General features: G+C 73.4%; 20 protein-coding genes, 1 tRNA gene and 1 pseudogene. 10 read left to right on the top strand and 12 right to left on the bottom strand.

All coding sequences use genetic code 11. The features are described 5' to 3' along the window. Positions 1-3: 3 nt before the first annotated feature. Positions 4-1,668, bottom strand: a complete 1,665-nt coding sequence (gene ettA / locus AB0E77_RS08625) for an energy-dependent translational throttle protein EttA (RefSeq protein ID WP_361567474.1) — start codon at positions 1,666-1,668, stop codon at positions 4-6. A 157-nt stretch (positions 1,669-1,825) separates the two neighbouring features. Here ettA and AB0E77_RS08620 point away from each other — a divergent pair. After that, positions 1,826-2,355: pseudogene (locus tag AB0E77_RS08620) on the top strand (HAD domain-containing protein). A gap of 9 nt (positions 2,356-2,364) precedes the next feature. Here the strand turns inward: AB0E77_RS08620 and AB0E77_RS08615 are convergent. Further along, on the bottom strand, positions 2,365-3,471 hold the full coding sequence (locus AB0E77_RS08615) for a hypothetical protein (protein ID WP_361567471.1): 1,107 nt from the start codon (positions 3,469-3,471) through the stop codon (positions 2,365-2,367). 203 nt (positions 3,472-3,674) lie between these two features. Between AB0E77_RS08615 and AB0E77_RS08610 the strand changes: the two genes are divergently transcribed. After that, the gene (locus tag AB0E77_RS08610; protein WP_361567469.1) at positions 3,675-4,445 is read left to right on the top strand and encodes a hypothetical protein; all 771 of its coding nucleotides are present in this window, start codon (positions 3,675-3,677) and stop codon (positions 4,443-4,445) included. A gap of 35 nt (positions 4,446-4,480) precedes the next feature. Here AB0E77_RS08610 and AB0E77_RS08605 read toward each other — a convergent pair whose 3' ends face one another. The 4 genes from AB0E77_RS08605 to AB0E77_RS08590 all read right to left on the bottom strand — a co-directional run bounded on the left by AB0E77_RS08605 (position 4,481) and on the right by AB0E77_RS08590 (position 10,695). After that, positions 4,481-5,893 (bottom strand): Cys-Gln thioester bond-forming surface protein, encoded by a 1,413-nt coding sequence (locus tag AB0E77_RS08605; RefSeq protein WP_361567466.1) that lies wholly within the window; start codon positions 5,891-5,893, stop codon positions 4,481-4,483. Between the two features lie 259 nt (positions 5,894-6,152). Continuing rightward, positions 6,153-6,620, bottom strand: coding sequence for a single-stranded DNA-binding protein (locus AB0E77_RS08600; RefSeq protein WP_361567463.1), 468 nt, complete (start codon positions 6,618-6,620; stop codon positions 6,153-6,155). A 343-nt stretch (positions 6,621-6,963) separates the two neighbouring features. After that, positions 6,964-9,084 (bottom strand): YfjP family GTPase, encoded by a 2,121-nt coding sequence (locus AB0E77_RS08595; protein ID WP_361567461.1) that lies wholly within the window; start codon positions 9,082-9,084, stop codon positions 6,964-6,966. A 3-nt stretch (positions 9,085-9,087) separates the two neighbouring features. After that, the gene (locus tag AB0E77_RS08590; RefSeq protein ID WP_361567458.1) at positions 9,088-10,695 is read right to left on the bottom strand and encodes a dynamin family protein; all 1,608 of its coding nucleotides are present in this window, start codon (positions 10,693-10,695) and stop codon (positions 9,088-9,090) included. Positions 10,696-11,015: 320 nt separating this feature from the next. Here AB0E77_RS08590 and AB0E77_RS08585 point away from each other — a divergent pair. Then, positions 11,016-11,088: transfer RNA gene (locus AB0E77_RS08585), tRNA-Arg, on the top strand. A gap of 567 nt (positions 11,089-11,655) precedes the next feature. Continuing rightward, positions 11,656-12,462, top strand: coding sequence for an alpha/beta hydrolase (locus tag AB0E77_RS08580; protein ID WP_361567455.1), 807 nt, complete (start codon positions 11,656-11,658; stop codon positions 12,460-12,462). Between the two features lie 288 nt (positions 12,463-12,750). Here the strand turns inward: AB0E77_RS08580 and AB0E77_RS08575 are convergent, their stop codons facing one another. The 6 genes from AB0E77_RS08575 to AB0E77_RS08550 form a co-directional block, all read right to left on the bottom strand. After that, on the bottom strand, positions 12,751-13,002 hold the full coding sequence (locus AB0E77_RS08575; protein ID WP_361567453.1) for a hypothetical protein: 252 nt from the start codon (positions 13,000-13,002) through the stop codon (positions 12,751-12,753). A 176-nt stretch (positions 13,003-13,178) separates the two neighbouring features. Continuing rightward, positions 13,179-13,457, bottom strand: coding sequence for a hypothetical protein (locus tag AB0E77_RS08570; RefSeq protein ID WP_361567450.1), 279 nt, complete (start codon positions 13,455-13,457; stop codon positions 13,179-13,181). Positions 13,458-13,679: 222 nt separating this feature from the next. Next, positions 13,680-14,546: a tyrosinase family protein gene (locus AB0E77_RS08565; RefSeq protein WP_361567447.1), complete on the bottom strand. Its 867-nt coding sequence runs from the start codon at positions 14,544-14,546 to the stop codon at positions 13,680-13,682. Further along, positions 14,530-15,018: a tyrosinase family oxidase copper chaperone gene (locus AB0E77_RS08560; protein WP_361567445.1), complete on the bottom strand. Its 489-nt coding sequence runs from the start codon at positions 15,016-15,018 to the stop codon at positions 14,530-14,532. The genes AB0E77_RS08565 and AB0E77_RS08560 overlap by 17 nt, the downstream gene beginning before the upstream one ends. A gap of 149 nt (positions 15,019-15,167) precedes the next feature. Further along, a complete protein-coding gene (locus AB0E77_RS08555; protein ID WP_361567442.1) occupies positions 15,168-15,446 on the bottom strand; it encodes a hypothetical protein in 279 nt (92 codons plus the stop codon). Positions 15,447-15,606: 160 nt separating this feature from the next. Further along, positions 15,607-16,338, bottom strand: a complete 732-nt coding sequence (locus AB0E77_RS08550; protein WP_361567440.1) for a hypothetical protein — start codon at positions 16,336-16,338, stop codon at positions 15,607-15,609. A gap of 400 nt (positions 16,339-16,738) precedes the next feature. Here AB0E77_RS08550 and AB0E77_RS08545 point away from each other — a divergent pair, with 400 nt between their 5' ends. Genes AB0E77_RS08545 through AB0E77_RS08520 form a run of 6 tightly spaced genes read left to right on the top strand, consistent with a single transcriptional unit; the run spans position 16,739 to position 24,379 of the window. After that, the gene (locus tag AB0E77_RS08545) at positions 16,739-17,830 is read left to right on the top strand and encodes a DUF3344 domain-containing protein (RefSeq protein WP_361567437.1); all 1,092 of its coding nucleotides are present in this window, start codon (positions 16,739-16,741) and stop codon (positions 17,828-17,830) included. Between the two features lie 44 nt (positions 17,831-17,874). After that, positions 17,875-19,170, top strand: a complete 1,296-nt coding sequence (locus AB0E77_RS08540) for a glycosyltransferase (protein ID WP_361567434.1) — start codon at positions 17,875-17,877, stop codon at positions 19,168-19,170. After that, positions 19,167-20,594, top strand: a complete 1,428-nt coding sequence (locus AB0E77_RS08535) for an exopolysaccharide biosynthesis polyprenyl glycosylphosphotransferase (RefSeq protein ID WP_361567431.1) — start codon at positions 19,167-19,169, stop codon at positions 20,592-20,594. The genes AB0E77_RS08540 and AB0E77_RS08535 overlap by 4 nt, the downstream gene beginning before the upstream one ends. Positions 20,595-20,599: 5 nt before the next feature. Continuing rightward, complete coding sequence (locus AB0E77_RS08530; protein ID WP_361567428.1) at positions 20,600-21,940, top strand: O-antigen ligase family protein; 1,341 nt, start codon at positions 20,600-20,602, stop codon at positions 21,938-21,940. After that, positions 21,937-23,631 carry a lipid II flippase MurJ gene (locus tag AB0E77_RS08525; RefSeq protein ID WP_361567426.1) on the top strand — a complete coding sequence of 565 codons (1,695 nt, stop codon included), beginning with the start codon at positions 21,937-21,939 and terminating at the stop codon, positions 23,629-23,631. Before AB0E77_RS08530 ends, AB0E77_RS08525 begins: the two co-directional genes overlap by 4 nt. Then, a complete protein-coding gene (locus AB0E77_RS08520) occupies positions 23,615-24,379 on the top strand; it encodes a polysaccharide deacetylase family protein (RefSeq protein ID WP_361567423.1) in 765 nt (254 codons plus the stop codon). Before AB0E77_RS08525 ends, AB0E77_RS08520 begins: the two co-directional genes overlap by 17 nt. Position 24,380 lies beyond the last annotated feature (1 nt).

Raw genomic sequence — 24,380 nt, 5'->3', positions numbered from 1 at the left:
CGATCAGCCCCGGGTCAGCTTCTTGTAGGTGGCACGGTGCGGACGCGCCGCGTCCGGGCCGAGCCGCTCGATCTTGTTCTTCTCGTACGACTCGAAGTTGCCCTCGAACCAGAACCACTTGGACTCACCCTCGTACGCGAGGATGTGCGTGGCGACGCGGTCGAGGAACCACCGGTCGTGGGAGACGACCACGGCGCAGCCCGGGAACTCCAGCAGCGCGTTCTCCAGGCTGGAGAGGGTCTCGACGTCGAGGTCGTTGGTCGGCTCGTCGAGGAGCAGCAGGTTGCCGCCCTGCTTGAGGGTGAGCGCGAGGTTCAGCCGGTTGCGCTCGCCGCCGGAGAGGACCCCGGCCGGCTTCTGCTGGTCCGGGCCCTTGAAGCCGAAGGCGGAGACGTACGCCCGGCTCGGCATCTCGACCTGGCCGACGTTGATGTAGTCCAGCTCGTCGGAGACGACGGCCCACAGCGTCTTCTTCGGGTCGATGTTCTCGCGGCTCTGGTCGACGTACGAGATCTTGACGGTCTCGCCGACCTTGATGGAACCGGAGTCCGGCTCCTCGATGCCCTGGATCATCTTGAAGAGCGTGGTCTTGCCGGCGCCGTTGGGGCCGATGACACCGACGATGCCGTTGCGCGGCAGGGTGAAGCTGAGGTCGTCGATGAGGACCTTCTCGCCGAAGGCCTTGGAGAGGTTGTTCACCTCGACGACGATGCTGCCCAGACGCGGGCCCGGCGGGATCTGGATCTCCTCGAAGTCCAGCTTCCGCATCTTGTCGGCCTCGGCGGCCATCTCCTCGTAGCGGGCCAGTCGCGCCTTGGACTTGGCCTGCCGCCCCTTGGCGTTGGAGCGCACCCACTCCAGCTCGTCCTTGAGGCGCTTCTGCCGCTTGGCGTCCTTCTGGCCCTCGACCTTGAGACGGGCGGCCTTGGTCTCCAGGTACTTGGAGTAGTTGCCCTCGTAGCCGTGCAGGCGGCCGCGGTCGACCTCGCAGATCCAGCCCGCGACGTTGTCCAGGAAGTACCGGTCGTGGGTCACGGCGACGACGGTGCCCTCGTACTTGGCGAGGTGCTGCTCCAGCCAGTTCACCGACTCGGCGTCGAGGTGGTTGGTCGGCTCGTCGAGGAGGAGCAGGTCGGGGGCCTCGAGCAGCAGCTTGCAGAGCGCGACGCGGCGCTTCTCACCACCGGAGAGGTTGGCCACGGGCCAGTCTCCGGGCGGGCAGCCGAGCGCGTCCATGGCCTGCTCGAGCTGGGCGTCGAGGTCCCACGCGCCCGCGTGGTCCAGCTCCTCCTGGAGCTTGCCCATCTCCTCGAGCAGCGCGTCCGAGTAGTCGGTCGCCATCTGCTCGGCGATCTCGTTGAACCGGTCGAGCTTGCCCTTGACCTCGGCGACACCCTCCTGGACGTTCTCCAGGACGGTCTTCTCCTCGTTGAGCGGGGGCTCCTGCAGCAGGATGCCGACCGTGTAGCCCGGCGACAGGAACGCGTCACCGTTCGACGGCTGCTCCAGCCCCGCCATGATCTTCAGAACGGTCGACTTACCGGCACCGTTCGGACCGACGACACCGATCTTCGCCCCCGGCAGGAAGTTCAGGGTGACGTCGTCGAGGATCACCTTGTCGCCGTGCGCTTTGCGCGCCTTGCGCATGGTGTAAATGAACTCAGCCAAGAGAAACCGTCCGGCAGCTTAATCAGGCAGTGGGCAGATACACCCCATCTTGCCGTACCGCCACCCCTGGGCGGAAACGCGTTCTCCGCGAGGGCGCTGACCTGGCGTTTTACGCGTGGCGCCATTCCCTCACCCCCGCGCGGGCCATCGTGCCGGCGTGATCAGCGCACCGCGGCGCCCCCTCCTGTTCCTCGACGTGGACGGCCCGCTGATCCCGTTCGGACCGCCGCCCGGTCACCGCCCCCGGGCCGGTGCCCCGGCCGCCCCGGCGGCCGCCGGCCGGGGTAACCCGCTGCTCGCCCGCCTCGACCCCGGGATCGGGGCCCGCCTGCTGGCCCTGGGCTGCGATCTCGTGTGGGCGACGACCTGGCGGGAGGAGGCCAACGAGGTCGTGGCCCCGCGCATCGGCCTGCCGCCGATGCCCGTACTGGACCGGCCGGACGCCGGCACCCCACCGAGGAAGGCCCACACGGCCTGCACTGGAAGACCCCCCTCCTCGTCGAGTGGGCCGAGGGCCGGCCGTTCGTCTGGGTCGACGACGAGATCAGCGCCGTGGACCGCCATTGGGTCGCCGCCGGCCACCCCGCGCTGTCCCTGCTGCACCGGGTCGACCCGGCCACGGGCCTCCGGGACACCGACTTCCACGTCCTCACCGCATGGCTGGACGCCGTCACGCCGAACGTGTGACGACCCGCGTCACGGCGCCGCCGGCACTCGCAGCTCCGTACAGCCGCCGAGCCGCGTCTGGTCCTGTGCGAACGCGGTCACGTACGCGCGCAGCCGCTCGCGACGCTCCTTGCGCTCCGCCTCCGTCGGCGGCCCGTGCTGCTCGCCCTCCTCCCGGTACGGGTAGTCGTCGCCCCAGTGCGCGGCGAACCCGGTCCGCTCACCGTCGCACCGGGCGACGGCCCACGCTCGGTCCTCGGTCAGCGCCGGCTTCCAGGGTCCGTCGCCCATCGGCATCGGGTCCGGCCCCGAGCCCATCTCGCGCACGTCCACGCCCCAGTCGCCACGCCAGCTCGTGAGTTCCACGAGCGGCCGACGCCGGTCACCGTCGCTCTCCGCCGCCGCGTACAGGGTGCACCGGCCCACCATTCCGCCCTCGGCGACGGCGATACGGACCTGGCCGTCACGCCCTTCGGCCGGGACGCGGGCGGTAGCGAAGGCGGCGCAGGCGGTGCCCTGTGTCTTCGCGCGGGGCACGTACCTGCCGGGGTCGGGCACCGCGCCGTCCTCCGGCGGGGGCAGCGGTTTCCCACCGCAGCCGAGCTTCTCGGTCACCACGTTCGTCATGCGCACCGCGAGCCGCAGCATGGCCGCCTTCTCCTCGCGGCTCTCCGCGAAGTACGTCCAGGTCCCCACCAGCAGCCTGCGCGGATCCCCGTCCCGCCCCTTGCCGCGGCCCGGGCACTCGGGCATGAGGTAGACGAGGCTGTTCTGGGACTCGAAGCCGGGAAGGCCGCCGGGCAGCACGGCCTGCGGCGGGTAGGACTCGCCGACGTACGACAGCTTGTCCTCCCGGTCCGCTCCGTCCAGGTAGGCGTCGACCGCGACCACGACCTTGTCCTGGTCGGTCACCAGCACACAGTGGTACCGGCCGCCGCTCTCGTCGAAGGACTCGCGTTCCTCACCCAGCCGCCCCTCCGGCCGGACCGTCCTGAGGTCCTCGCCCGGCAGCTCGCCCCCGCACGCCTCGCGCGACAGCCACCAGTCCTTCACCGGGGCACGGACCGAGAAGCCGACGACGACCAGTGCGAGGACCGCACAGGCCGCGCCCCACAGCCACTTGCGGTATCGCCACACCCAACTCTCCACCGAACTCCCCCGTTTTCCCCGCTCACCGGGCGAACCGCCGCCCCCCGTAAGCGAACTTCGTCCACGCCCCCGCAGTGTGCCACGGGGGTCTTCCGCACCCACCGGTACCGCCTTCCGCGGCCGGCCGCCCGGTAAGGTGGCGATCTTCGGCCGGCGGAAGCCGTCCGGAGTCCTCGAAGGCCGGGCACACCATGCACCTCGCCGACCACCGTCCCGCGGACCGCCGCCTCGCCGCCGCCCTGGACGGCCTCGCCGTCACCTTCCGCGGCATGACCGCGCGGCCGGACGAGTACAACTGCGACTGTCACTGGGGCAGCGCGGAGGAGCTCGCCCTGCTGAAGACGCCGGACGTGGAACTGGAGCCGGATCTCCTGCGCCGGACCTGGCAGGCGATCGACTGGACCGATCACGCGGCCGTGCTGCGCCGCATCCTGCCCCAGTTCGCGAGAGTCCTGGTCGCCGGTCAGGCGGATCCCCTCTTCGGGCTGGAAGAGGCGGGGTACTCCCTGGCCCGCGGCCGCTGGCAGCAGTGGCCCGACGAGCACGCCGGTCCGGTACGCGAGTTCCTGCACGCCTGGTGGGTGCAGAGCCTCACCGATCCGGACGCGGCCGTACCGGCGCACCAGGTGCTCGCGCTGTGCGCCGAGGCGTCCGGGACGCTCGCTCCCTGGCTCGCCGAGTGGGAACGGCAGACCGGGCACCTCAGCGACCGGCGCCTCATCGAGGCGGCGGCGGAATGGGAGTACGAGCTCCTCGGCGACGGCCTGCCGTGGCACGTCGACTGGTACGAGAACGACGAGGAGGGGATCCGCGCCGAACTGGTCGCCTGGCTCCTCGGCCACGGGGCCGTACGGCTGCGCGAGTCGGGCGCCCCGGCAGAGCTGCGGCACCGGATAAGGCTGCTCTCCCTCACCGACGAGGCCCGCTGGACGGACCCGCACTGGCCCGGCCACCGCTATTGACGGTGCCGCGCGAGTCCGTCGACGGACCGGGTGGGTCAGCTCTCCCCGCGCTCGTTCCTCCTGCGCACGAACAGCAGGACCGCGCCGCCGATCACGACCAGGCCGATGGCGGTGCCGCCGATCAAGGGCGTCGCGTCGGAGCTTCCGGTCTCGGCGAGGTCGGTGTCCGGGGTCGGGTCGACCACCGCGGCCGGGGCCGGCTCGCCGAGGGTGCGGGTGGCGGGCTCGACGGGGCTGCTCTGGGTGCGGCAGTCGAGGACGCCGGAGAAGCGCTGCTCGAAGCCTGCGGGACCGCGGACCGTGAAGTCGTAGGCCCGGTCCTCGGGCAGCGGGGCCGTGACCGTCCGGGTCTCTCCCGCCGCGATGACGTACTCGCTGTCCAGCAGCTCGAAGGCGAACGCCTCGTCGCCCTTGTTGACGGCGGTGATGTCCAGGCCGCCCTTGGCGCAGTTCTTCGTCCCGGACAGCGCGGGTATCGCCCCCCGGTCCGCCCAGGTCGCGCTCGCCGTCGCCGCCACCGTCGACTCGCTGGACCCGGCCAGGATCTGCGTCTGGCTGCGGCTCTCGGAGGCGAAGGCGCGGCCGACCGGCACGGTGGTCGAGGCCTGGACGGTCAGCTCGACGGTGTCCGCCGCGGCGCCCTCCGGCACGTCGAAGAAGACCTGCGAGCCGTCGGTCACCGACGTGACGGGCTTGCCGCCCTTGTCGACGAACCGCACCCCGCCCGTGGTGGCGTCCGCGGGCGGCGTGACCGCCGCGCTGCCGGCGTTGGTGTGCACCGTCACCGGACCGAGCCGCTCGCCCGGCCGCCCGGAGACCGCGGGCGGGTCCAGCGTGAGCGACGCCGCCGGCTCGGGCAGGTCGCGGGCGTGCTTCTCCAGGTAGTCCGCGAGCCGCTCGGCCTGCGGGTCGACGGCCTCGACGTCCGTGTCGTCCGAGTAGCGCCAGATGGCCACCTGCGTGCCGGCCGCCGCGTCCTGCTCGGTGAGCCCGCCGCGCACCCCGGCCTTCTTCGCGAGCGCCGCGAGATCGTTGACCTGGGGGTAGGAGTTCTGCAGGATCCAGCGGATGCGGCCGGCGTCCTTGTTGGTGCCCAGCGAGGTCCCGCTCCAGGGCGTCTCGTGGTACTTGGCGTCCTTCTGCGTCGGGTTCTGGATGTCGACACAGTAGGTCTGCAGCATGCCGCCGCCGTCCACGGACATCTCGAACAGCCCGGCCGACACCTCCTGGTCACCCGCGGCCCCGTGGATGACGGCGGTGCCGTAGGTCTTCAGGCCGCCTATGGTGGCCGCCGCTCCGCCCTCGCCCTGCGTCTTCCCCTGGGCCGCGGCTGGGCCGGCGCCCGCCGCCACGCCGGCCGCGGCGAGCGCGGAGACCAGCACCGTGGCGGCGAGTCGCGCCGCCACCGCTCGGCCGGACACGGACAGGGCAGAGAACGAAGAAAACACCAAATTCCCCTTCGAGCAGGACCCGTTGGTGTGGGGGCACGGTCCCACCAGCAGAATCAGCAGCCCCGCAGGACATGTTCGGCATCCTAAGTACCTGGCGCACCGCGCCCCTCGATGATGTTGGTCCGAGCGGTGATCCGACTCGGAATCGTTATGGCCGACACCTCTGCGAGCAGGGCTTATCGACAAATCCACGCGGGTCGTTCCGTGCGCTTTCGCCGATAAGCCGTACTTCGGTCACCCTCGCCAGAGCGCCGGCTCATGCCACCGCGACGGGCTCCGGCCGCTGTTCGGCTCCGGAATGCGTCGAATCCCCTTGCGGTGTCTCCCAGTTGGGCTCCGGACGCGGCGGCGAGGCCGCCGTCTCGGCCCTGTTGGTGCGCCGGAACGCCGCCGTTCCCCGTGAGAGGTCGTGCCCGATCGCCACCGCGTCGATGTCCGCGGAAGTCCAGTTCTGCCCCTCGCGCACATCCGTGCGCACCTTCAGCCGACCCTGCACGACGACGGGATCCCCGACCGCCAGCGACGCCGCCGCGTTGGTGGCCAGCTGCCGGTTGGCCCACACCGTGAAGAAGTTGGTGTGACCGTCCGTCCACTCGTTCTTCTCGCGGTCCCAGTACCGTGCTGTGACCGCCAGCCGGAACCGCGCCGACGGTCCGCTCGCCAGGCCCCGGAACACCGGCTGCGTCGCCACGTTGCCCACGGCACAGATCATGGTCTCGTTCATCGCGAGTCCCTCCCTCCACGCGTACGGGCCCGGCCCGTACGGCTGCTGTGTCTGCCTGCCGGCGACCGCTCCGACGCGATCGCCGCGAGGCCAGACTGCCTCCGACCGGACCGGGCCCGCCGAGCCCTGTGGACCGTCCCCCCGCCTGTGGAAAACCCCGCCACCCGAACGGGTGGGGCCCCGGGGATCCCCCAGATCCTCTGGGGTCGGCAGGGATTCCGGGGGCCCCAGGAATCCCTGCCGACCCCAGGATTCGCCCCACCGCCCTCCCCCATCTCGTACGACCCCCTACCTCGTACGCCCCCTACCTCACCTCGTACGCCCCCCTACCTCGTGCGGCCGACTACCTCGTGCGTCCCCCCGCCCCCATGGCCGTCCCCACGCCCGCCCCCGCGACGCGCCCGTACTGCTCCCGAACCTCGCGGTACCGCAGCAGCTCCGCGGCCAGCGGATCCAGCACCCGCGCCCGGCCGCACCCCGCGGCCGCCTCCCGCAATCGGCGTTCCGCCTCGTACCCGTACCGCCGGGCCGGCCCGCGTGCCGCCATGCGGCAGCTCCACTCGATCACCGGGCCGCCGACGATGCCGGACACCATCAGCAGCACCGGCACACCGAGGTTCGGCGACATGAAGCCGATGATCTGCCCGAGCAGCCACAGCCCGCCGACCACCTGAAGCAGGGTCATGCACGCCTGGGCCAGCACGGCCACCGGCCACCACCCGGGCCGCGGCGGGCGTCCCGTCGGCAGCGCCTGCCTGGCCGCCAGTTCGTCGAGCGCCTCGGGCAGCCCCTGGGCGCCGCGCACCGCCGCCTCGCGCATCGCCTGCGCCCACGGCGCCGGCAGCCCGGCCGACGCCCGGTCGGAGACCGTACGCACCGCCTGCTCGACGCGCTGACGGGCCGTGGCCTCCTCGTCCTCCTGGGCGCGCAGCGGCAGCCGTCCCGTGGAGGGGCCGCGCCTGTCGTGGTACCAGCGCCACAGCCGCAGCCAGGGCGTGCCGCAGGCGCGGTTGGCGTTGCGCAGCCAGGCGCGTTCGGCCGCGTCGCCCGCGGCGGTGGCACCGACGGCGTCGGCGAGCCGGTCCGAGAACTCCTCCCGGGCCTCCTCGCTGAGCCCCGTACGCAGCCCGGTGACGTACACGGGCCGCAGCCGCCCGGCCGCGACGTCCACGTCGGCGGCGATACGGCGCGCCGGGGCCTGCCGCTCGGCGACGAACTGACCGAGCGTCTCGCGCAGTTCACCCATGCCCTCCCCGGTGAGCGCGGACAGAGCGAGCACGGTCGCGCCGGGTTCGCCGTACTCGCCCAGCGCGATGCCGTCCTCGTCGAGCAGGCGCCGCAGGTCGTCGAGGACCTGCTCGGCGGCCTCCCCGGGCAGTCGGTCGACCTGGTTGAGGACGACGAAGGTGACCTCGGCGTGCCCCGCCATCGGCCGCAGGTAGCGCTCGTGGAGCACGGCATCGGCGTACTTCTCCGGGTCGACGACCCAGATGACGGCGTCGACGAGACCCAGGATGCGGTCGACCTGCTCGCGGTGCTGCACGGCGGCGGAGTCGTGGTCGGGCAGGTCGATCAGGACCAGCCCGCGCAGCGGCGAATCGGCGTCCGGGTGCTGGAGCGGGCGGCGGCGCAGCCGGCCGGGGATGCCCAGCCGGTCCAGCAGGCTGGCCGCTCCGTCGCTCCAGCTGCACGCGATCGGCGCGGCGGTGGTGGGCCGGCGCACACCCGTCTCGGAGATGGTCACCCCGGCGAGCGTGTTGAAGAGCTGTGACTTGCCGCTGCCGGTCGCGCCCGCGATGGCGACGACGGTGTGCTGCCCGGAGAGCCTGCGCCGCGCGGCGGCCTCGTCGAGGACCCGCCCCGCCTCGGCCAGCGTCCCGCCGTCGAGCCGGGTGCGGGAGAGCCCCACCAGTTCGCGCAGCGCGTCCAGGCGCGACCTGAGATGCCCGTCGTAGGCCAGGGGCATCAGAGCGGAGGAACTCGCCGGCCTGCCCGGCACCGCGGCGTACTGCTCCGCACCGGCGGCCTCGTCCACCCGCCGCGCGATGAGCCCGTCCCCCCAGGCCTCCTCGTCACCCGCCGCACCGTCGGCCTTCCCCTTGCGGTCCGTACGCGCCACGCCGCCGTTCTCCGCCTCGGTACGGTCCGTACGCCGAGGGCCGGCATCGTCCGCCACGCGCGCGTGCCCCCGAAGTTCAGGGACACGCTCACCTTGCCCCTGCCCCTGCCCCTGCCCCTGGCCCTGGCCCTGGCCCTCGCCATCGGCCTCCCCCGGGCCGTCACCGTCGGGCTCGCCCCGGCCTGCGTCCTCGGCGGTCCGCCCCTCCCCGGCGGGTTTCTCCTCACCCCCACCCTCGCGCCCCGGCCCCGCGGCATCCCGTTTCCGGGTACGGCCGCCGCGGGTGTCCGCCTCCTCCATGTGGTCGGTGTGCTCGGTGGGGTCCTGGTCAGTGACGGCGGTCACCGGTCACCTCTCCTTCTGCAGTACGGACAGCGCGGCGATGAGTTCGGCCTGCGGCTCGGGGTGGACCTCCAGCGCGTCGAGGGGTGCGAGCCGGCGCTCGCGCTCCGCGTTCATGACGCGGTCCATGTGGTCGGTGAGCAGCCGCCCGCCCCGGTCGCGCAGCCGCAGCGCGCCGTGGGCGCCGATGCGTTCGGCGAGCCCCTCCCCCGCGTTGCGCGCCCGCCTGCCGCCCAGCAGCACGGTGGCGCCGAGCGCGGCGACCATCTCCGGGTCGGGCGCCAGGCTGCGGTCGAGCCGGCGCACCTCTTCCTCGGCGTACTCCTCCAACTCCCGCCGCCAGCGCCGTACGGCCACCCCGATACGGTGCTCGGCGCTCTCGGGCGACCACGCGCGGGAGGTGAGTTCCGGGGCGTCCGCCGCGGGCTCGCGCCGCCAGGCCTCGTCGACGTGTTCGTCGGCGGCGGTGACGGCGCACAGCAGCAGCGCGCCGAGGCTCTCGACGAGCGAGTCGAGGAGTTCGCCCGGGGTGCAGTCGAGCGGGAAGGACCGCCAGCGCTTCAGGGCGTCCCCGGCCAGCACGGCCCCTGCCTGGAGCCGCCCCCGTACGCGCGCGTGCTCGGCGTCGTACGCGCTGTCGACGGCGGCGGTGAGCCGCAGCGCGGCGGCGTACTGGGCGGCGGTGGCGCTGGCCAGCTCGGGCATCCGGGCCTTGAGGGAGTCCAGGATGCCGTAGGCCGTACGGGCCATGGCGTCGTGGCGGGCCGCGAGGTCCTGGGCACGGTGGACGAGCCAGGACCGCAGCGGCGCCACGGCGGTGGCCGGCAGCAGCCCGCCGCCCCAGGCCGACTCGGGCAGTTCGGGGACGGTGAAGCGGGGGACGTCGCCGAGCCCGGCCTTGGTGAGCAGCGCTGCGTACTGCCGTGACACCTCGGCCACCACCTGGTGGGGCACCCGGTCCAGAACGGTGACGAGGGTGGCGTCGTACTCCTTGGCGGTGCGCAGCAGTTGCCAGGGCACGGCGTCGGCGTAACGGGCGGCGGTGGTGACCATGACCCAGATGTCGGCGGCGCAGATCAGCTCGGCGGCCAGGACGCGGTTGTCGGCGACGAGGGAGTCGATGTCGGGTGCGTCCAGGAGGGCGAGGCCGGGCGGCAGGGTGTCCGCGGTCTCGACGCGCAGCACGCGCGTGGGGCTCTCGCCGGGCAGGAGCAGGTCGTCGTCCGGCGCCTGGTGGGGTACCCACACGCGCGTGAGATCGGGCAGCACGCGCATGCCGCTGAACCAGTGGTGGTCCTCCGGGTGGCACACCAGCACCGGCGTCCGGGTGGTGGGCCGCAGAACTCCCGCCTCGCTGACCCGCCGGCCCACGAGCGAGTTCACCAGCGTGGACTTCCCGGCACCGGTGGAGCCGCCCACGACGGCCAGGAGCGGTGCTTCGGGATCTCTCAGCCGGGGCACCAGGTAGTCGTCGAGCTGGGCGAGCAGTTCGTCGCGGTTGGCACGCGCGCGTGGAGCCCCCGCGAGGGGCAGCGGGAAGCGTGCGGCCGCGACACGGTCGCGCAGCGCGGAGAGTGCGTCGAGCAGCTGAGGCCGTACGTCCAAGGTCACCACATGGGAAGAATGCCCAATTTTAGGGGAATTCTGAAGCATATGCGCATGTCTGCGCGCCGACCGGACACTACGGACGGAAGGGACTACTGGGACGCGAGCACAGTCCAGGCATAACGAGTACACAACACCCGATGCGCGAGACGCCAAAAGCGATGCACGATTCGTACCTGCCTGCGATTATCGGTTCCGCTTCACCGAACCTCCACATCGAGCCACGGAGGCGAAGCGTCAGGGACACGGAACCGGGAGCCCTATCCTTGTCCCCGGCACCATCGTGGTCGGCCCACACCCGGTCCCCACGACCGAGACCACCACACCAGGCCCCCGTAGCTCAGTGGATAGAGCAGGCGCCTTCTAAGCGCTTGGCCGCAGGTTCGAGTCCTGCCGGGGGCGCCCACCTCTGCCCTCCCGTCGGGGGGGGCTTCTGCATCTGCCTGTCAGTCCAACCAGACGAGCACCACGTCGTCCGCTCCGGCAGCGGCCTCCAAGAACCGGGTGAGGCCGTCGTACCAGTGACGCCCCCACTCCAGTGCACCGGGCTCGCTCCATCCGAGGGGGTACACCTCGGCAAAGAGGGCGAGCAAGCGCCGCGAGGTGGATCAGTTCGCGTCTTACGTAGGGCGACTCCTACTTGGCTGCCGACTCGTTTCATGGTGCCGATCCCCTCGGCCACGCGGGCGGCGGTCGCGACTGCCTCCTCGTCGGACCAGGGCAACCGGCGTGCGTGTACCCCCGCACCAGGATCGCCCACAATTGAGTGATTACCTCGGTATAGAGGACACGCTGGTAATGATGGGACGGTTCGCCACTTTCCGTCCCTCACCGGAGCCGTTCATGCGCACAGCCGTCACCAACGCCCAGGAAGCCACGACAGGGTGGGCCGGACCCGTTGCCGCTGAACCGGGGCAGGTGGAGGAACGGAGCCTCGTTTTCGAGGGGTTCGCGTATCAGTGCCGCATCGTGCGTCAAGAGGCCCCGCAGACCGCGCCGTTGGTGCTGCTCGGGGGGTCCTCGCAGAACCGGTACTCATGGCAGGGGCACGAGAAGTGGCTGGCGCCGCTGTGCACGTTGGTCACCGTGGATCTGCCCGGTTACGGCAGTGCGGACTTCCTGCCCGCCGAGTACGACATCGGCTTCCTCGCCGACGCCGTCCGGCACATGCTGGTGGAGATCGACATGCCGGAGGTCAACCTCTTCGGCGGCTGCTTCGGCGAGGTCGTCGGCCTCCGCTTCGCCCAGCTCCACCCCGAGTTCGTCCGTCGCATCGTCTTCTGTGGGGCCGCCAAGCGCCTCCCCGACCTCTACACCGAGGCCGTGCCGAAGCTCACCGACGTCCTCGAGCGCGGGGAGATCGACGACGCCGCCGAGGGGCTCGTGCGGCTGTTCATGTCGAACCCGGGCGCCGGCCAGGTACGCAAGCACGCCGCCGTCGCGCGTCTTCTGCACCGGCAGTTCCTCAACCAGACGCCGGACGAGATCAAGAAGGCCGTCGAGCACAACACGCGCCTCACCACGCACGGCTGCTACGAGCCCCTGCCCGTCCCCGATGTGCCGTCCCTCGTGTTCACCGGCGAGCACGACACCCTGTGCACTCCCGAGATGGGCCGCGAGCTCGCCGCGATCATGCCCTCCGCGCGCTTCACCACCATCACGGAGGCCGACCACCTGGTCACCGTCGAGCGCAGGGAGGAGTCGGCGGATCTGATCGGCCGGTTCTGCACCGACCGCCCCATCGACGGCCTGCCCTACTGCACGCCCGTGGAGTGACTGCCCCACTGGAGCCCACTTCTGGGGGTCGGTCCGCCGCAACCGTGCGGACCGGCCCCCGCTCCATTCCCCTCAGGGGCCCCGGACGACCCGGACGACACCCACAGACACCCAAACGCCAGACACCCGAAACACCAGACATGCGAAACGCCAGATGGCCGACCCCGGTTGTACGGGTTCGGCCATCTGGCATGCGGGGCAGCCGCTGCCCATGACGCTGCGGCGGGAGCCAGGTGCAGATCGGCGGGAGGGCGGCTGCGTCGAGTGGGCGCAAGTGCCTCAGTCGAATCAGGGGTGGTGGATGGAGCAGTCCACAGTGCTGTTGCCCTTGATGGCACAGCCTTCGCGCGAGACCACGACGTGCACCTTGCCGTCCTCGGTCGTGTACTGGTACTCGCGCTTCTGCCCGCAGTGGCCGTCGCTGGCCGTCTCGTCGCAGACGGGGATGGTGACGTTGTGGGCCTGGGCGGTGCCGAGCCCCATCAGTACGGAGCCCCCCAGGACTCCCGCCACTACTGCGATCTTCTTGAACTTCTGCATCCGCCTTGTCCTTTGCGGTTGTCCCCCCAGGCGCTGTGCGACGCGAACCCTGCGGCCACTGCCTGTGTGCCCTTGGAGAAATGTCACGAAATCAACGCTCGGGTAAGTGTGAAAAATGTCAGGGAGAGGCCCCGGGACTCACGTCCCGGGACCTGTCCTCATGCGTGTGGCAGGCGTCAGCCCGTGAAGCCGCGGGTGGAGCAGTCGACCTTGTGACCCTGCTCGTTGTCCTGGGTCCCGTGGTCGCCGTCCTGGCCGAAGGTCAGGAGGCCGCCGACGACGCCGTTCAGGACGCCGACGTTGCCGATGAGCTGGTTCGAGTCACCCGACACCGAGCAGCCGCCGCCCTTGACGTCGAAGCTCGCACCCTCGCCGGCCACCGCGGTACCGGCACCCAGGGCACCGACACTGCCGAGCATCGCGACGACGACCGCAGCCTTCTGGATCTTGCGCATTACCTCTCCGTTTCTGTGAGAGCAACACGGTCCGTGTTGGACCGGTCACTGTTAGTACCTACTTTAGAGGACGTCCCAGGCTTTTGGCGAATTAAGCGCCCAAGCACGTAGATTTCTTGTGAAATCTCGCTCTGCCGCCCTGTTGCACAGGAATCGGGCGGAGCGACCGGCGTGTCGCAGGGGTTGCTCCGGCGTGTCGAGCCCCTCCTGCCTCATGGGCGCTCACGCGTACCTGTAGATCCGGCCGACGTCCTCGAGCTCGGCCGGCGTCACGTCCCAGGGCGGCAGCTTCTGGTGGCGGGCGACGATCCGGCCGTGCTGCGCGTCGCCGGAGCCCGGAGGTGTCGCCGGGAGGTAGCGGGCCCCGCCGTGGCGGCGCTGCCAGCGGGACCACTGCAGGTCGACGAAGGCGTGGTGCAGCCAGAAGACGGGGTCGTTCACGGAGGCGGCGCCGAGCATGGTGCCGCCGATCCAGCGGTGCACCCGGTTGTGGTTGCGCCACGAGGCGCTGCCCCGGCCGCTGCCCCAGCCCTCCATCTTGTTGCGGAAGCCCCGCGTGACCGTCGAGTCCCAGGGAGCCACGTCGTACGTGGCGTCCTTCAGGGCCCCCTCCAGATCGCTCCTGGTGGGCAGGCCGATCGGACCGCGGCTGCGGCCGAGGTCCCGGGTCAGGAACTCCGCGTCGGTCACGCCCACGCCGAGGGGCCAGTTGCCGGTTCCGTGGGCGAACGGGCCGGTGGTCACCTGACGGTCGGAGGGACGGCCGTTGCCGCCGAGGAGGTCCGCCGTCCACGGCGCGGAGGTGGCCGTGCGGTCGCGTGTCCAGTCCCAGTAGGGGATGGTCACCGAGGAGTCGACGCGCCGCAGGGCGTCCTCCAGGTCGAGCAGCAGGCGGCGGTGCCAGGGCAGGAAGGACGGCGCCATGTGCGCGGCGCGCAGTCCACTCTCGCCGTCGGCGGAGAAGTACGCGAGGTGCATGCGGACGAACTCGTCGTACTCGCCGCGCCGTTTGAGCTCCAGCAGCGCTTTGACGAAGCGCCTCTTCTCCGCCGCCGTGAGGGTGGCGGCGTCCTTACGCACGTACGCCAACGCGGCCTCCCCGGTGCGGGTGTCCCTCGTCCGGCCGCTCCCCCGGCGTGGCGCGCAGCCGCTCGCCGGGGGCGAGTTCGTCGACGGCGGCGCGGGCGGCCTCGAGGGGGGTCGGGTACGAGCAGTAGTGGTCGACCGTGCTCAGCCAGGTGCCGTCGGCACGCCGCATCAGGTGGAGGGGGCGGCCGTCCACCGTGACGTGCCACCGGCCGCCCCCGGGCCGGCCGGGCTCGGGCGTCCACACTCCGCGGATGCGGCGGCCGCGGTGGACGGCGGAGAAACCGGTGCCGCCCCGGCGGCTCCCGGGCACGGGCCGGGTGCGTGGGGGCGGGGCGGCGGCGACCAGCGCGGCCAGCGTGGCGGCGAGTGCCGCGCCGTGCAGGCCGTGCGCGAGGTCTCTGCGGGTTCTGCCCGCCGGTCCGGGTGGTGCGTCCTCGGTGTCCGCGGGAACGCCGCCTGTGCTGATGGCCATGGTCGACTCCTCGTCCGTTCGGTTGCCGGCAGCGGTAACCGTCGGACGTAGCGCGCGGTCACCGCCGCGCGGCCGGAACGGTGAAGCCCGTACGGGAAAGGGCGGCCCCCGGTGGAGTCCGGGGGCCGCCCTCGTCCGGGGGCGTGCTCTCAGCCCTGCAGCGGCAGACCGCGGTGCAGCGGCGACTCGGGGCTCGTCAGAGCCTTGCCCGCGTTCTCCACCTTGTGCAGCGGCGACTCGGTGTTCCGGGCGTCGAGCAGGGCCGCCGGGTCGTCCAGCTGCGTGTCGAGGACGCGCACGTTCTTCAGCGGCGCGCTCGAGCTGTCGTCGATGGTGTAGGGCACCGGCTCGGCGGCGAACGCGGGCGCGGCGGCGCCGGAGGCGATCAGGGACCCGACGACGACGGCGGCGGCCTTCAGGGACTTCATCGTGTTCCTTTCTTCGGCAACGCGGGTCGCCGGAGGAGGGTGTCTGCCGCCGTGCCCAACGACTCCGAGGCGGAGCGGAAGCGGGGGTGCCGGAGATTCACAAGTCCTCATATGAGAGGTCTGAACGACCGGTTCCCGGGACCGGGAGCGCGCCTCGGGCTCAGGAAGCCGGCAGCAGTACCGGTGCCGGCGGGGTGAGCGCGGGGAGCGTCGAGGGCGTCGTCGCCGACGGCGTCGTGGCGGGCGGGGTCGCCGGTGCGGGCAGGGTCGACACCGTCGGGTCGCCGACGGTGAGGGCGTCGACGAGCTTGCTCACCTCGGCCAGGAGCTGGTCGAGCGAGGGCGTCGTCACGTCGGTGGCGTCCGCGGCGTCCGCCGTGCCCGAGGTGTCGGCGGTGCCGGAGGCGTCCGCCGTGTCCGCGGTGTCCGTCGGGTTCGTGGCGAGGATCGAGCCCAGCAGGTCGTCGACGGCCTTCTGCACGGCGTCCAGCGCGTCGCCGATGAGGTCGGCGCCGCTGGCGGGCGCGAGCCGGTCCGTCGCCGGGGTCCGGGTGGCGGCCTCGGTGGCGGCGGCCTTCGCGGCCGCCTTGTCCAGGGCGTCCTTGGCCGCCTCCCCGAGCTCCTTGGCCTCGGCCGGGGGAAGCGCCCGGTCGCCCGACGCGACCACGGCCGACAGCAGGTCGGCCACGGGGGCGAGTTCGGCACCGCGTGCGTCGAGGTTCTTGACCTCCCCGAGGAGCTTCTCCGGGGCGGGCAGCGGCGTGTCGGACGACGCCGCGCGGGTGTGGCCGGGGTTGTGGTCGGCCGCCAGGGCGACGGGGCCGGTGATCCCGGCGAGGAGGGCGGCGCACAGGGCGCCGAGTGCGATGGGCCGTGCGGGCAGGGCACGCATGGGGGTCCTTTCGACGGTGGTCGGGGTCGACGAAGGTCGGAGTCTGAAGCCCACGGTCGGCGCGCCCTTGACGGCCCGCAACCGGTGAGGGGCCATCACGGTCCGCCGTTCACCCTGCTGCCGCGACGCCGCTGATGGGGCACCGTGCGCAGGCGTCGTGCCGCCGGCCCGCTGCGACGGCACGGGCGCTGTGGTGCGCCGTGGGCGGGGACCGGCTCGCGGCCGCGCGGTACCGTGCGCAACTCCTTCACGTTTCCAACACAGATCGCGGTATGCCCCGAATTTCGGTGAATTCGTCCGCTTGATGACTAGAGTTGCGAAACGCTGACGCACCCCTCAGGCGGACGTGACGCATCCGTGCCGCTGCCTGCCACCCCCTTCCGAAAGGGCACCGACGGTCATGCGCCATTCCCCGGGCCAGCTGCTTCGCCATGCGACGGTGGGCGTCCTCGCCCTCGCCTCGATCTGGGCCTCCTGCGGTTCCCCCGCGGCCGCGCCGGCCGCGCCGCCCGTGCCCGAGGCGGACGGCATCGCCTTCTCGCAGCGGTACTCCGCGCTCCAGCACGGCGGCATCGTGCGCGCCGCCAACACCTCCATCACCTGCCGCGCCCAGGCCCCCTCGTGCGCGGGCGCACAGGCGGGCGGCCCCGGGGTGAACGGGGACTTCGACATGTTCTACGTCGACGTCGACCGCGACCCGAACACCTACAACTCCTCCCGGGCCGAGGTCCGCCTGCCCGCGGGCGCCCGCGTCACGTACGCGCGCCTGTACTGGGGCGGCAACCTGCGCGTGGGCGAGCAGAAGCCCTCGGCGGACAACGGGCGGGTGCTGATCGCCGAACCCGGCGGGGAGTACAAGGAGGTCATCGCGGACACGCTCGTCGGACACCGCGTGACCGACAGCGCGGACGCCTTCCAGGCCTCGGCGGACGTGACGGCCCTGGTCCGCGACAGCGCGCCGGGCCTGTACACCGTGGCACAGGTCAACGTGGCCGCCGGCGGCTCCGCGGCCGGCGCGTGGGGCGGCTGGACGCTGGTGGTGGCGTACGAGGACCCGGCGCAGCCGCTGCGGCACCTGGCGCTCTGGGACGGCTTCGCACCGCTCGGGTCGGGCGCGGCGGAGCTGCGGATGCGCGGCCTGGACTTCGCCGCGGGTGCGGCGGGCCGGGTCGGCGTGGTGGCCTACAACGGCGACCGGGGCACCACCGGCGACTCGCTCACGGTGGCCGCCCGTCCCGGGTCCGGCTCCACCCGGCTCAGCGGGCCCGCCGACCCGTCCGGCGACGTCCTGAACTCCACCGTCAGCGGGCCCGCGGGGGCCGCCCCGGCGCGGGTGCCGGCGTACGCGCACACCCTCGGCTACGACTCGGACGTCTTCGACGTCCCCGGTGGGCTGCCGCGCGCCGGCGACGAGGCGGTCGTCCGGCTCGCCGCCGAGCGCGACGCCGCGTGGGCCGGAGTGCTCTTCGCCTCAGTCGACGCCCGGCGGTGAACGCGCCGCCGTCCGTCCCGAGCACCCCAGTGAACGAGGAAACCGTGCCTGTGGCCCCGTCGCCCCGCGGCCGTCCGCCGCGGGTCCTGCACCTCACCCAACCGGTGGACGGCGGGGTCGCGCGCGTCGTGACGGACCTGGTGCGGGCGCAGCTGGCGGACGGGATGGAGGTCACCGCGGTCTGCCCGGACAGCGCGCTCACCGCCCGGCTGCGGGCGCACGGCGCGCACGTGAGGCACTGGCGGGCGACGCGGTCACCGGGGCCCTCGCTCCTCGGGGAGGTACGGCGCCTCGCGCGCGTGCTCGACGAGGTGCGCCCCGACCTGGTGCACGCGCACAGCGCGAAGGCGGGGCTGGCCGGCCGGCTCGCGGTGCGCGGGCGGATCCCGACGGTCTTCCAGCCGCACGCCTGGTCGTTCGAGGCGGTCGGCGGGACCACGGCCGCCCTCGCCCTGCGGTGGGAGCGATGGGCGGCGCGCTGGGCGGCGCGCATGCTGTGCGTGAGCGAGGCCGAGCGGGCGACCGGTGTCCGGGCCGGCATCAGCGGCAGGTGGGCGGTCGTCCCCAACGGCATCGACCCCGAGCGTTACCGCCCGGCCCCGGCCGCCGCCGTGCGGGCCGCCCTGGCGCCGCTCGCCGGCGTCCACCCGGCCGCGCCGCTCGCGGTGTGCGTGGGACGGCTGTGCCCGCAGAAGGGGCAGGACGTCCTGCTGCGGGCGTGGGACGCCGTGGTGCGCGAGGTGCCCGACGCGCGGCTCGTGCTGGTCGGCGACGGTCCGGACCGCGACCGCCTGCGCGGGCGGGCACCCGCATCCGTGCTGTTCACGGGCGCCGTCGCCGACACTTCCGTCTGGTACCAGGCCGCCGACCTCGCCGTCCTGCCGTCGCGCTGGGAGGGCATGGCGCTGGCCCCGCTGGAGGCGATGGCCTGCGGCGTGCCGGTGCTGGTCACGGACGTCGACGGCGCCCGCGAGAGCCTGCCGCCCGCCCTCACCGCCCGGTGCGTGATCCCGCCGGAGAACCCGGGGGAGCTGGCCGCGGCCGTCACCGCCCTGCTGCTCGACGCGCCGCTGCGCGCGTCCCTCGGCCTCCAGGGCCGCCGGCACGTGCTGTCCCTCCACGACGTACGGCACACCACCGAGGCCGTCGCGGACGTCTACCGCGATCTCCTCGGCCCATGGCCCGCCTCACCCGGTGCGCGCCCGTTCGCGACGGTCGAACGCGCCACCGCCCACGGCGTCGAGCGGGGCCGACCGCTCGGCAGGGGCCGGGGTCCCGGGGCGGACCCGACAACACAGGACGTCGAGTCCACCGAGCACAGGGAGTCCATCCACTCGTGACTGCCGAACGTACCGTGTCCTCCCCCGGTGTGACGCCGCGGGACCACGGCCTCCCGCCCGTCTCCGTCATGCAGCCGCTCGGCACCGCGACCGGTGTGCGGTTCTCCGCCCCGCGCTCCCCCGCGCCGCCGCCCTCCCCGGTGCCGCTGTTCCTCGCGGACGGCGGCGCCGCCGTGCTGGGGACGCTGGCGCTCACCGGCGCCCATCGGCAGCCGCTGCTGATCGCGCTGCTGGTCGTCACGTCCCTGCTGCTGCGGGTCCGAGACGGACGGCAGCCGGTGCCGGGCGTGCTGGAGGAGCTGCCGGCCGTGTGCGGCCGTACCGCCGTCGCCTGGCTGGTGCCGGCGGTGCTCTGGGCGGCGTACCGGCCGGGGGACGCGCTGTCCGCCGGCACCGTGCTGACGGGCGTCGCCTTGCAGGCGGGGGTGTGCTGTGCGCTGCGCGCGGCCGTGCACGGGCGGCGGCGCGCGGCCCTGGTGCGGCATCCGCACGCCGCGCTGGTGGTGGGCCCGCCGGCGACCGCGCAGCGTGTGGCCGCCGCGGTGCTGCGCCATCCGCGGTGCGGGGTGCGGCCGGTGGGGGTGGTCGCCGACCAGCCGGAGGGCGCCGAGGGGATCCCGGTGCTGCGGACCGGTGAGGAGGTCGAACGGGCGGTCATCCAGAACGGGGTGCGCGCGGTGCTGGCCGTCCATCCGTCGGTCCGGGCCGAACAGGCGCCGCTGCTGCGCACGCTGGCCGAGTCGGGCTGTGCGGTCTGGGAGCTCGACGCCGGCTCCCCGTCGTACGCCTCGGGGCAGCGGCTGGCCGGGTTCGCCTGCCGGCGGCTGGATCTGTCGCCGGCGCGCCACGGCGGCGCGGGCAAGCGGGTGCTCGACGTCCTGGTGTCGGGCACGTTGTTGCTGCTGGTCAGTCCGCTGCTGCTGGCGTGTGCGACGGTCCTGCGGCTCAGCGACGGGCCGGGTGTGGTGTTCCGGCAGGAGCGGATCGGGCTGGACGGCAAGCCGTTCACGCTGCTGAAGTTCCGCACCCACCGCCCGGTGAACGAGCACGAGTCGGCGACCCGGTGGAGCGTGGCGGGCGAGCACGAGATGAGCCGCTTCTGCCGGATGCTGCGGCGTACCTCGCTCGACGAGCTGCTCCAGCTGTGGAACGTGCTGCGCGGCGACATGAGCCTGGTCGGCCCGCGGCCCGAACGCGCCTACTTCGTCGCGCAGTTCAGCGACGCCCACCCCGGTTACGCGGCCCGGCACCGCATGCGGACCGGCATCACCGGGCTCGCCCAGATCCACGGGCTGCGCGGAGACACCTCGATCGAGGACCGCTGCCGCTTCGACAACGCCTACATCGACGACTGGTCGCTGTGGCGGGACGTCTGCATCCTGCTGCGCACCGCGGCCACGCTGGTCCGGCCGACGGGGAGCTGACCGACGTGAGCCACGCTCTCGCACCGCTCCCGCGCCGGGCCGCCGCGCTCGGACCGGTCCTGCCCCTGGCGGCGGTGCTCGCCCTTCCGGCGCTGCCGGCCGGGCACGGTGCGGGGCCCGCCGACGTGGGCTCCGCTCTGGTGGTGGGGTACTGCGTGATCCTGCTGCTGCGGGAGGGACGGCGCCCGCTGTCACCTGCCGCGGTGCTGGTGCTCGGACTGCCGGTCGTGGGGATCGCGCTCGCCGCGCTGGGGGCGTCCTCGCCCACGACGGGGCTGGCCGGCCTGGCCCGCTATCTGCAGATCTTCGTCCTGGTCCCGGCGGCGGTGCTGTTGCTGCTCCGGGACCGACGCGACTTCGGGGTGCTGGCCTGGACGTTCGTGGGTCTGGCCCTGTTCGAGGGCGCGGTCGGCGTCCACCAGTACGTCACCCGGACCGGTGCTTCCTACCAGGGCGCGGACATCCGGGCGGTCGGCACCTTCGGCGCCCAGGACGTGATGGGGATGGCGTCCGTGGTCTCCCTCGGCCTGGTGTGCGCCACCGGACTCGCGCTGGGCCGGGCGCCGGTGTGGCGGCGGGCGGCCGCCACGGGCTGCGCGCTGGTGCTGCTCGCGCCGCTCGCGGTGTCCTTCAGCCGGGGCGCCTGGATCGCGACCGCCCTGACGTGCGGGGTGCAGCTGGCGCTGGCCGGGCTGCGCCGCGCCCTGAAGGCGGCCGCCGCCCTGGCCGCCGCCGGGGTGGTCCTGGTGGGCGGGTTCGGCGTCGGCACCGCGCAGTTGCAGGAGCGCATCGGCAGCATCGCGCAGGTCGCCGACGCACCCGACCAGTCCGTCGTCGACCGGTACGCCCTGTGGTCGTCGGCGACCGGCATGTGGCGGGACCACCCGCTGACCGGCGTGGGCCTGAAGAACTTCCCCGAGTACCGCGATGGGCACGCCACGCTGGCCCTGTCGTCGGGCAGCGACACGGAGGGCGCCGGGGCCGAGTACCACCGGCAGGCGCTGCTGTCGCCGCACAACATGTATCTGCTGGTGCTGAGCGAGCAGGGACTGATCGGCCTGCTCGCCCTCGGCGGGAGCTGGCTGGCGCTGCTGGTGTGCGGGGTGCGCAGGCTGCTGCGCGTCCGCCGCGGGGGGCCGGGGCCGGACTGCGGGCTGGTCGCCTGCGGGCTGCTGGTCTGGGTGCTGACCGACTTCCTGTACGGCGACATCGGCGGTCCCTCGACGGTGGTGACGGCCATGGCCCTGGGCCTCGCGGCCTGGTGGGCGCTGGCCGGCGGCGAACGCCGGGACGTCGTGGCGCCCGACGGTGTGCCGGGCCGCGTCGAGGAGGCGGTGGCCCGATGACGACCGTGCCTTCGCGGCTCCCCGGGCCCGAGACCGGCGCGGCGGCGGCCGTGCCCACGGCGCGTGCGGCGACCCCCGTGCAGGCCGGCACCGACCAGGCCTCGGCCTCCCGGAAGTTCCTCGCCCGGGCGACGCTCGTCACGGCCTCGCTGTCCATCGCCGGTTCGCTGCTCGGCCTGGTGCGCGACCAGTCGCTGGCCCGGCTGTTCGGGGCCGGGAGCGACACGGACGCCTTCCTCGTCGCGTGGACCGTGCCGGAGCTGGCCGCCACGCTGCTGATCGAGGACGGTCTCGCGCTGGTGCTGATCCCGGCGTTCAGCCTGGCGCTGGCCCGCCGCGCGCGGGGCGCCGCGGGGGACCCGGTGCGGGACCTGGTCGCCGCGACGCTGCCCCGGCTGTGCCTGGCCCTCGCCGCGGTGGCCGCGCTGGTCGCCGGTGCGGCTCCGCTCCTCGTCCGGGCCCTGGCGCCGGGCCTGCCCGACCCCGGCCTCGCCGTCGACTGCACCCGGCTCACGGCGATCAGCCTGCTGGCCTTCGGTCTCGCCGGGTGGTGCAGCGCCGCGCTGCGGGCCCACCGCCGTTTCTTCGCGCCCGCGGCGATCTACGTCGCCTACAACACCGGCATCGTCGCCGCGATGTTCCTGCTGGGCGGCCGGTGGGGGGTGCGCTCCGCGGCGGCCGGCGTCGCGGCGGGCGGCCTGCTGATGGTCGCGGTCCAGCTGCCGTCGCTGTGGCGGGAGCTGACGTCGCGTACGGCGGCGTCGCAGGGGTCCGGGAACGGGGCGGCGGTCGAGGAGCGGCCGATGCGCTTCGCCCTGGTCGCCGCCGTGCTGCTGTTCGCGCTGTGCCGCCAGTCCCAGGTCCTCGTCGAGCGCTTCCTCGCCTCCTCGCTGCCGGCCGGTGCCATCTCGCACCTGAACTACGCGCAGAAGGTGGCCCAGATCCCGATGACGCTGTCGCTGATGGTGTGCACGGTCACGTTCCCCGTGGTGGCCCGCGCGCTCGCGGACGGCGACACCGAGCGGGCCCGCAGCCGCGTGGAGCGGGACCTCGTGGTGGCCTCCTGCGTGGTGCTGATGGGCATGTGCGCGGTGCTCGCCTGCGCCCCGCAGATGATCGAGCTGCTCTTCCAGCGGGGCGCGTTCACCGTGGGCGACACCGTGGCGACGGCGGACGTCATGCGGGTGTACGCCCTCGGGCTGCTGGGCCAGACCCTGGTGGGCGCCCTGATCCGCTCCTACTTCTCGGCGGGCCGGCCCACCTGGTACCCGGTCGGCGTGATGGCCGCGGGCATCGGCGTGACGTCCCTGACGGGCGCCGTGGCGGTGCGGACCTGGGGGGTGGCCGGGATCGCCGCCGCCAACGCCCTCGGCATCACCGTGACGGCCGCCCTGCTGCTGGCCGGGCTGCGGTCGGGCCGGGACGGCAGCCCGTACGGGGTCACGGTCCGCGTCCGGCAGGTCCTGGGCCGCCTCGGCGGGCCCGTGCTGGCGACGGCCGCCGCGACCGCCGCCGGGGCGTTCGCCGCGAGCCGCTTCGCCTCCCCGGTGGCGGGCCTCGCGGCCGGCTGCCTGACGGTGACCGCCGTCTTCGTCCCGCTCGCCTGGGCCTTCGGCGCCCGGGGTTCCACATCCGCCGTGCGTTCCGTACGCACCGTCACACGAAGGCTGACCCATGGCCGCTGCCGTTGATTCCGTCCGGACCGCCGGATCCGCCGCCCCGCGCCCGGGCCCGCTGCCCTGGGTGGCGATGTACCACTCGGTGGGCGACTGCTCGGACGACCCGTACCGCATCACGGTCACCCCCGAGCGGCTCGACGCGCAGCTGGCGTGGCTGCGCCGCCGGGGGCTGCGGGGCGTGTCCGTGGCCGACCTGCTCGCCGCCCGCGCCCGGGGCGAGGGGAGCGGCCTGGTCGGCCTCACCTTCGACGACGGGTACGCCGACTTCGTCACCGCCGCCCTGCCGGTGCTGCGCCGGTGGAACTGCGGCGCCACCCTCTTCGTCCTGCCCGGCCGGCTCGGCGGCGACAACGCCTGGGACCCGCTGGGCCCGCGCAAGCCGCTGCTGACCGCCGACGGCATCCGGCGGGCGGCCTCGGAGGGCGTGGAGATCGGCTCGCACGGGCTGACCCACGTCGACGTGACGCAGGCGGACGACCTCACCCTGAAGACGGAGGTCGTCGAGAGCCGCGAGCGGCTGGCGGAGCTGACCGGGGTTCCGGCCGACGGCTTCTGCTACCCGTACGGCACGGTCGACGCCCGCGCCGTCGAGGCGGTGCGCGAGGCCGGGTACGGCTACGCCTGCGCCATCGACCCGGGCCCGCTGACCGGTCCGCACGCGCTGCCCCGCGTCCACGTCGGCCAGAACGACACGGCCTGGCGGCTGTACCTCAAGCACCGGCTGCACCGGCTGCGGCGGCGTCCCGTGGAAGGCCTGTGAG

Source organism: Streptomyces sp. NPDC032940, from assembly GCF_040636935.1.
Lineage (GTDB): Bacteria > Actinomycetota > Actinomycetes > Streptomycetales > Streptomycetaceae > Streptomyces.
This window is presented reverse-complemented; position numbering and strand designations above follow the sequence as displayed.

Excerpts from the sequence above, each read along its gene's own strand:
- AB0E77_RS08610 (WP_361567469.1), top strand. The coding sequence starts at position 3,675 with ATGCACCTCGCCGACCACCGTCCCGCGGACCGCCGCCTCGCCGCCGCC.
- AB0E77_RS08600 (WP_361567463.1), bottom strand. The coding sequence starts at position 6,620 with ATGAACGAGACCATGATCTGTGCCGTGGGCAACGTGGCGACGCAGCCG.
- AB0E77_RS08575 (WP_361567453.1), bottom strand. The coding sequence starts at position 13,002 with ATGCAGAAGTTCAAGAAGATCGCAGTAGTGGCGGGAGTCCTGGGGGGC.
- AB0E77_RS08570 (WP_361567450.1), bottom strand. The coding sequence starts at position 13,457 with ATGCGCAAGATCCAGAAGGCTGCGGTCGTCGTCGCGATGCTCGGCAGT.
- AB0E77_RS08560 (WP_361567445.1), bottom strand. The coding sequence starts at position 15,018 with ATGGCCATCAGCACAGGCGGCGTTCCCGCGGACACCGAGGACGCACCA.
- AB0E77_RS08555 (WP_361567442.1), bottom strand. The coding sequence starts at position 15,446 with ATGAAGTCCCTGAAGGCCGCCGCCGTCGTCGTCGGGTCCCTGATCGCC.
- AB0E77_RS08550 (WP_361567440.1), bottom strand. The coding sequence starts at position 16,338 with ATGCGTGCCCTGCCCGCACGGCCCATCGCACTCGGCGCCCTGTGCGCC.
- AB0E77_RS08545 (WP_361567437.1), top strand. The coding sequence starts at position 16,739 with ATGCGCCATTCCCCGGGCCAGCTGCTTCGCCATGCGACGGTGGGCGTC.
- AB0E77_RS08525 (WP_361567426.1), top strand. The coding sequence starts at position 21,937 with ATGACGACCGTGCCTTCGCGGCTCCCCGGGCCCGAGACCGGCGCGGCG.
- AB0E77_RS08520 (WP_361567423.1), top strand. The coding sequence starts at position 23,615 with ATGGCCGCTGCCGTTGATTCCGTCCGGACCGCCGGATCCGCCGCCCCG.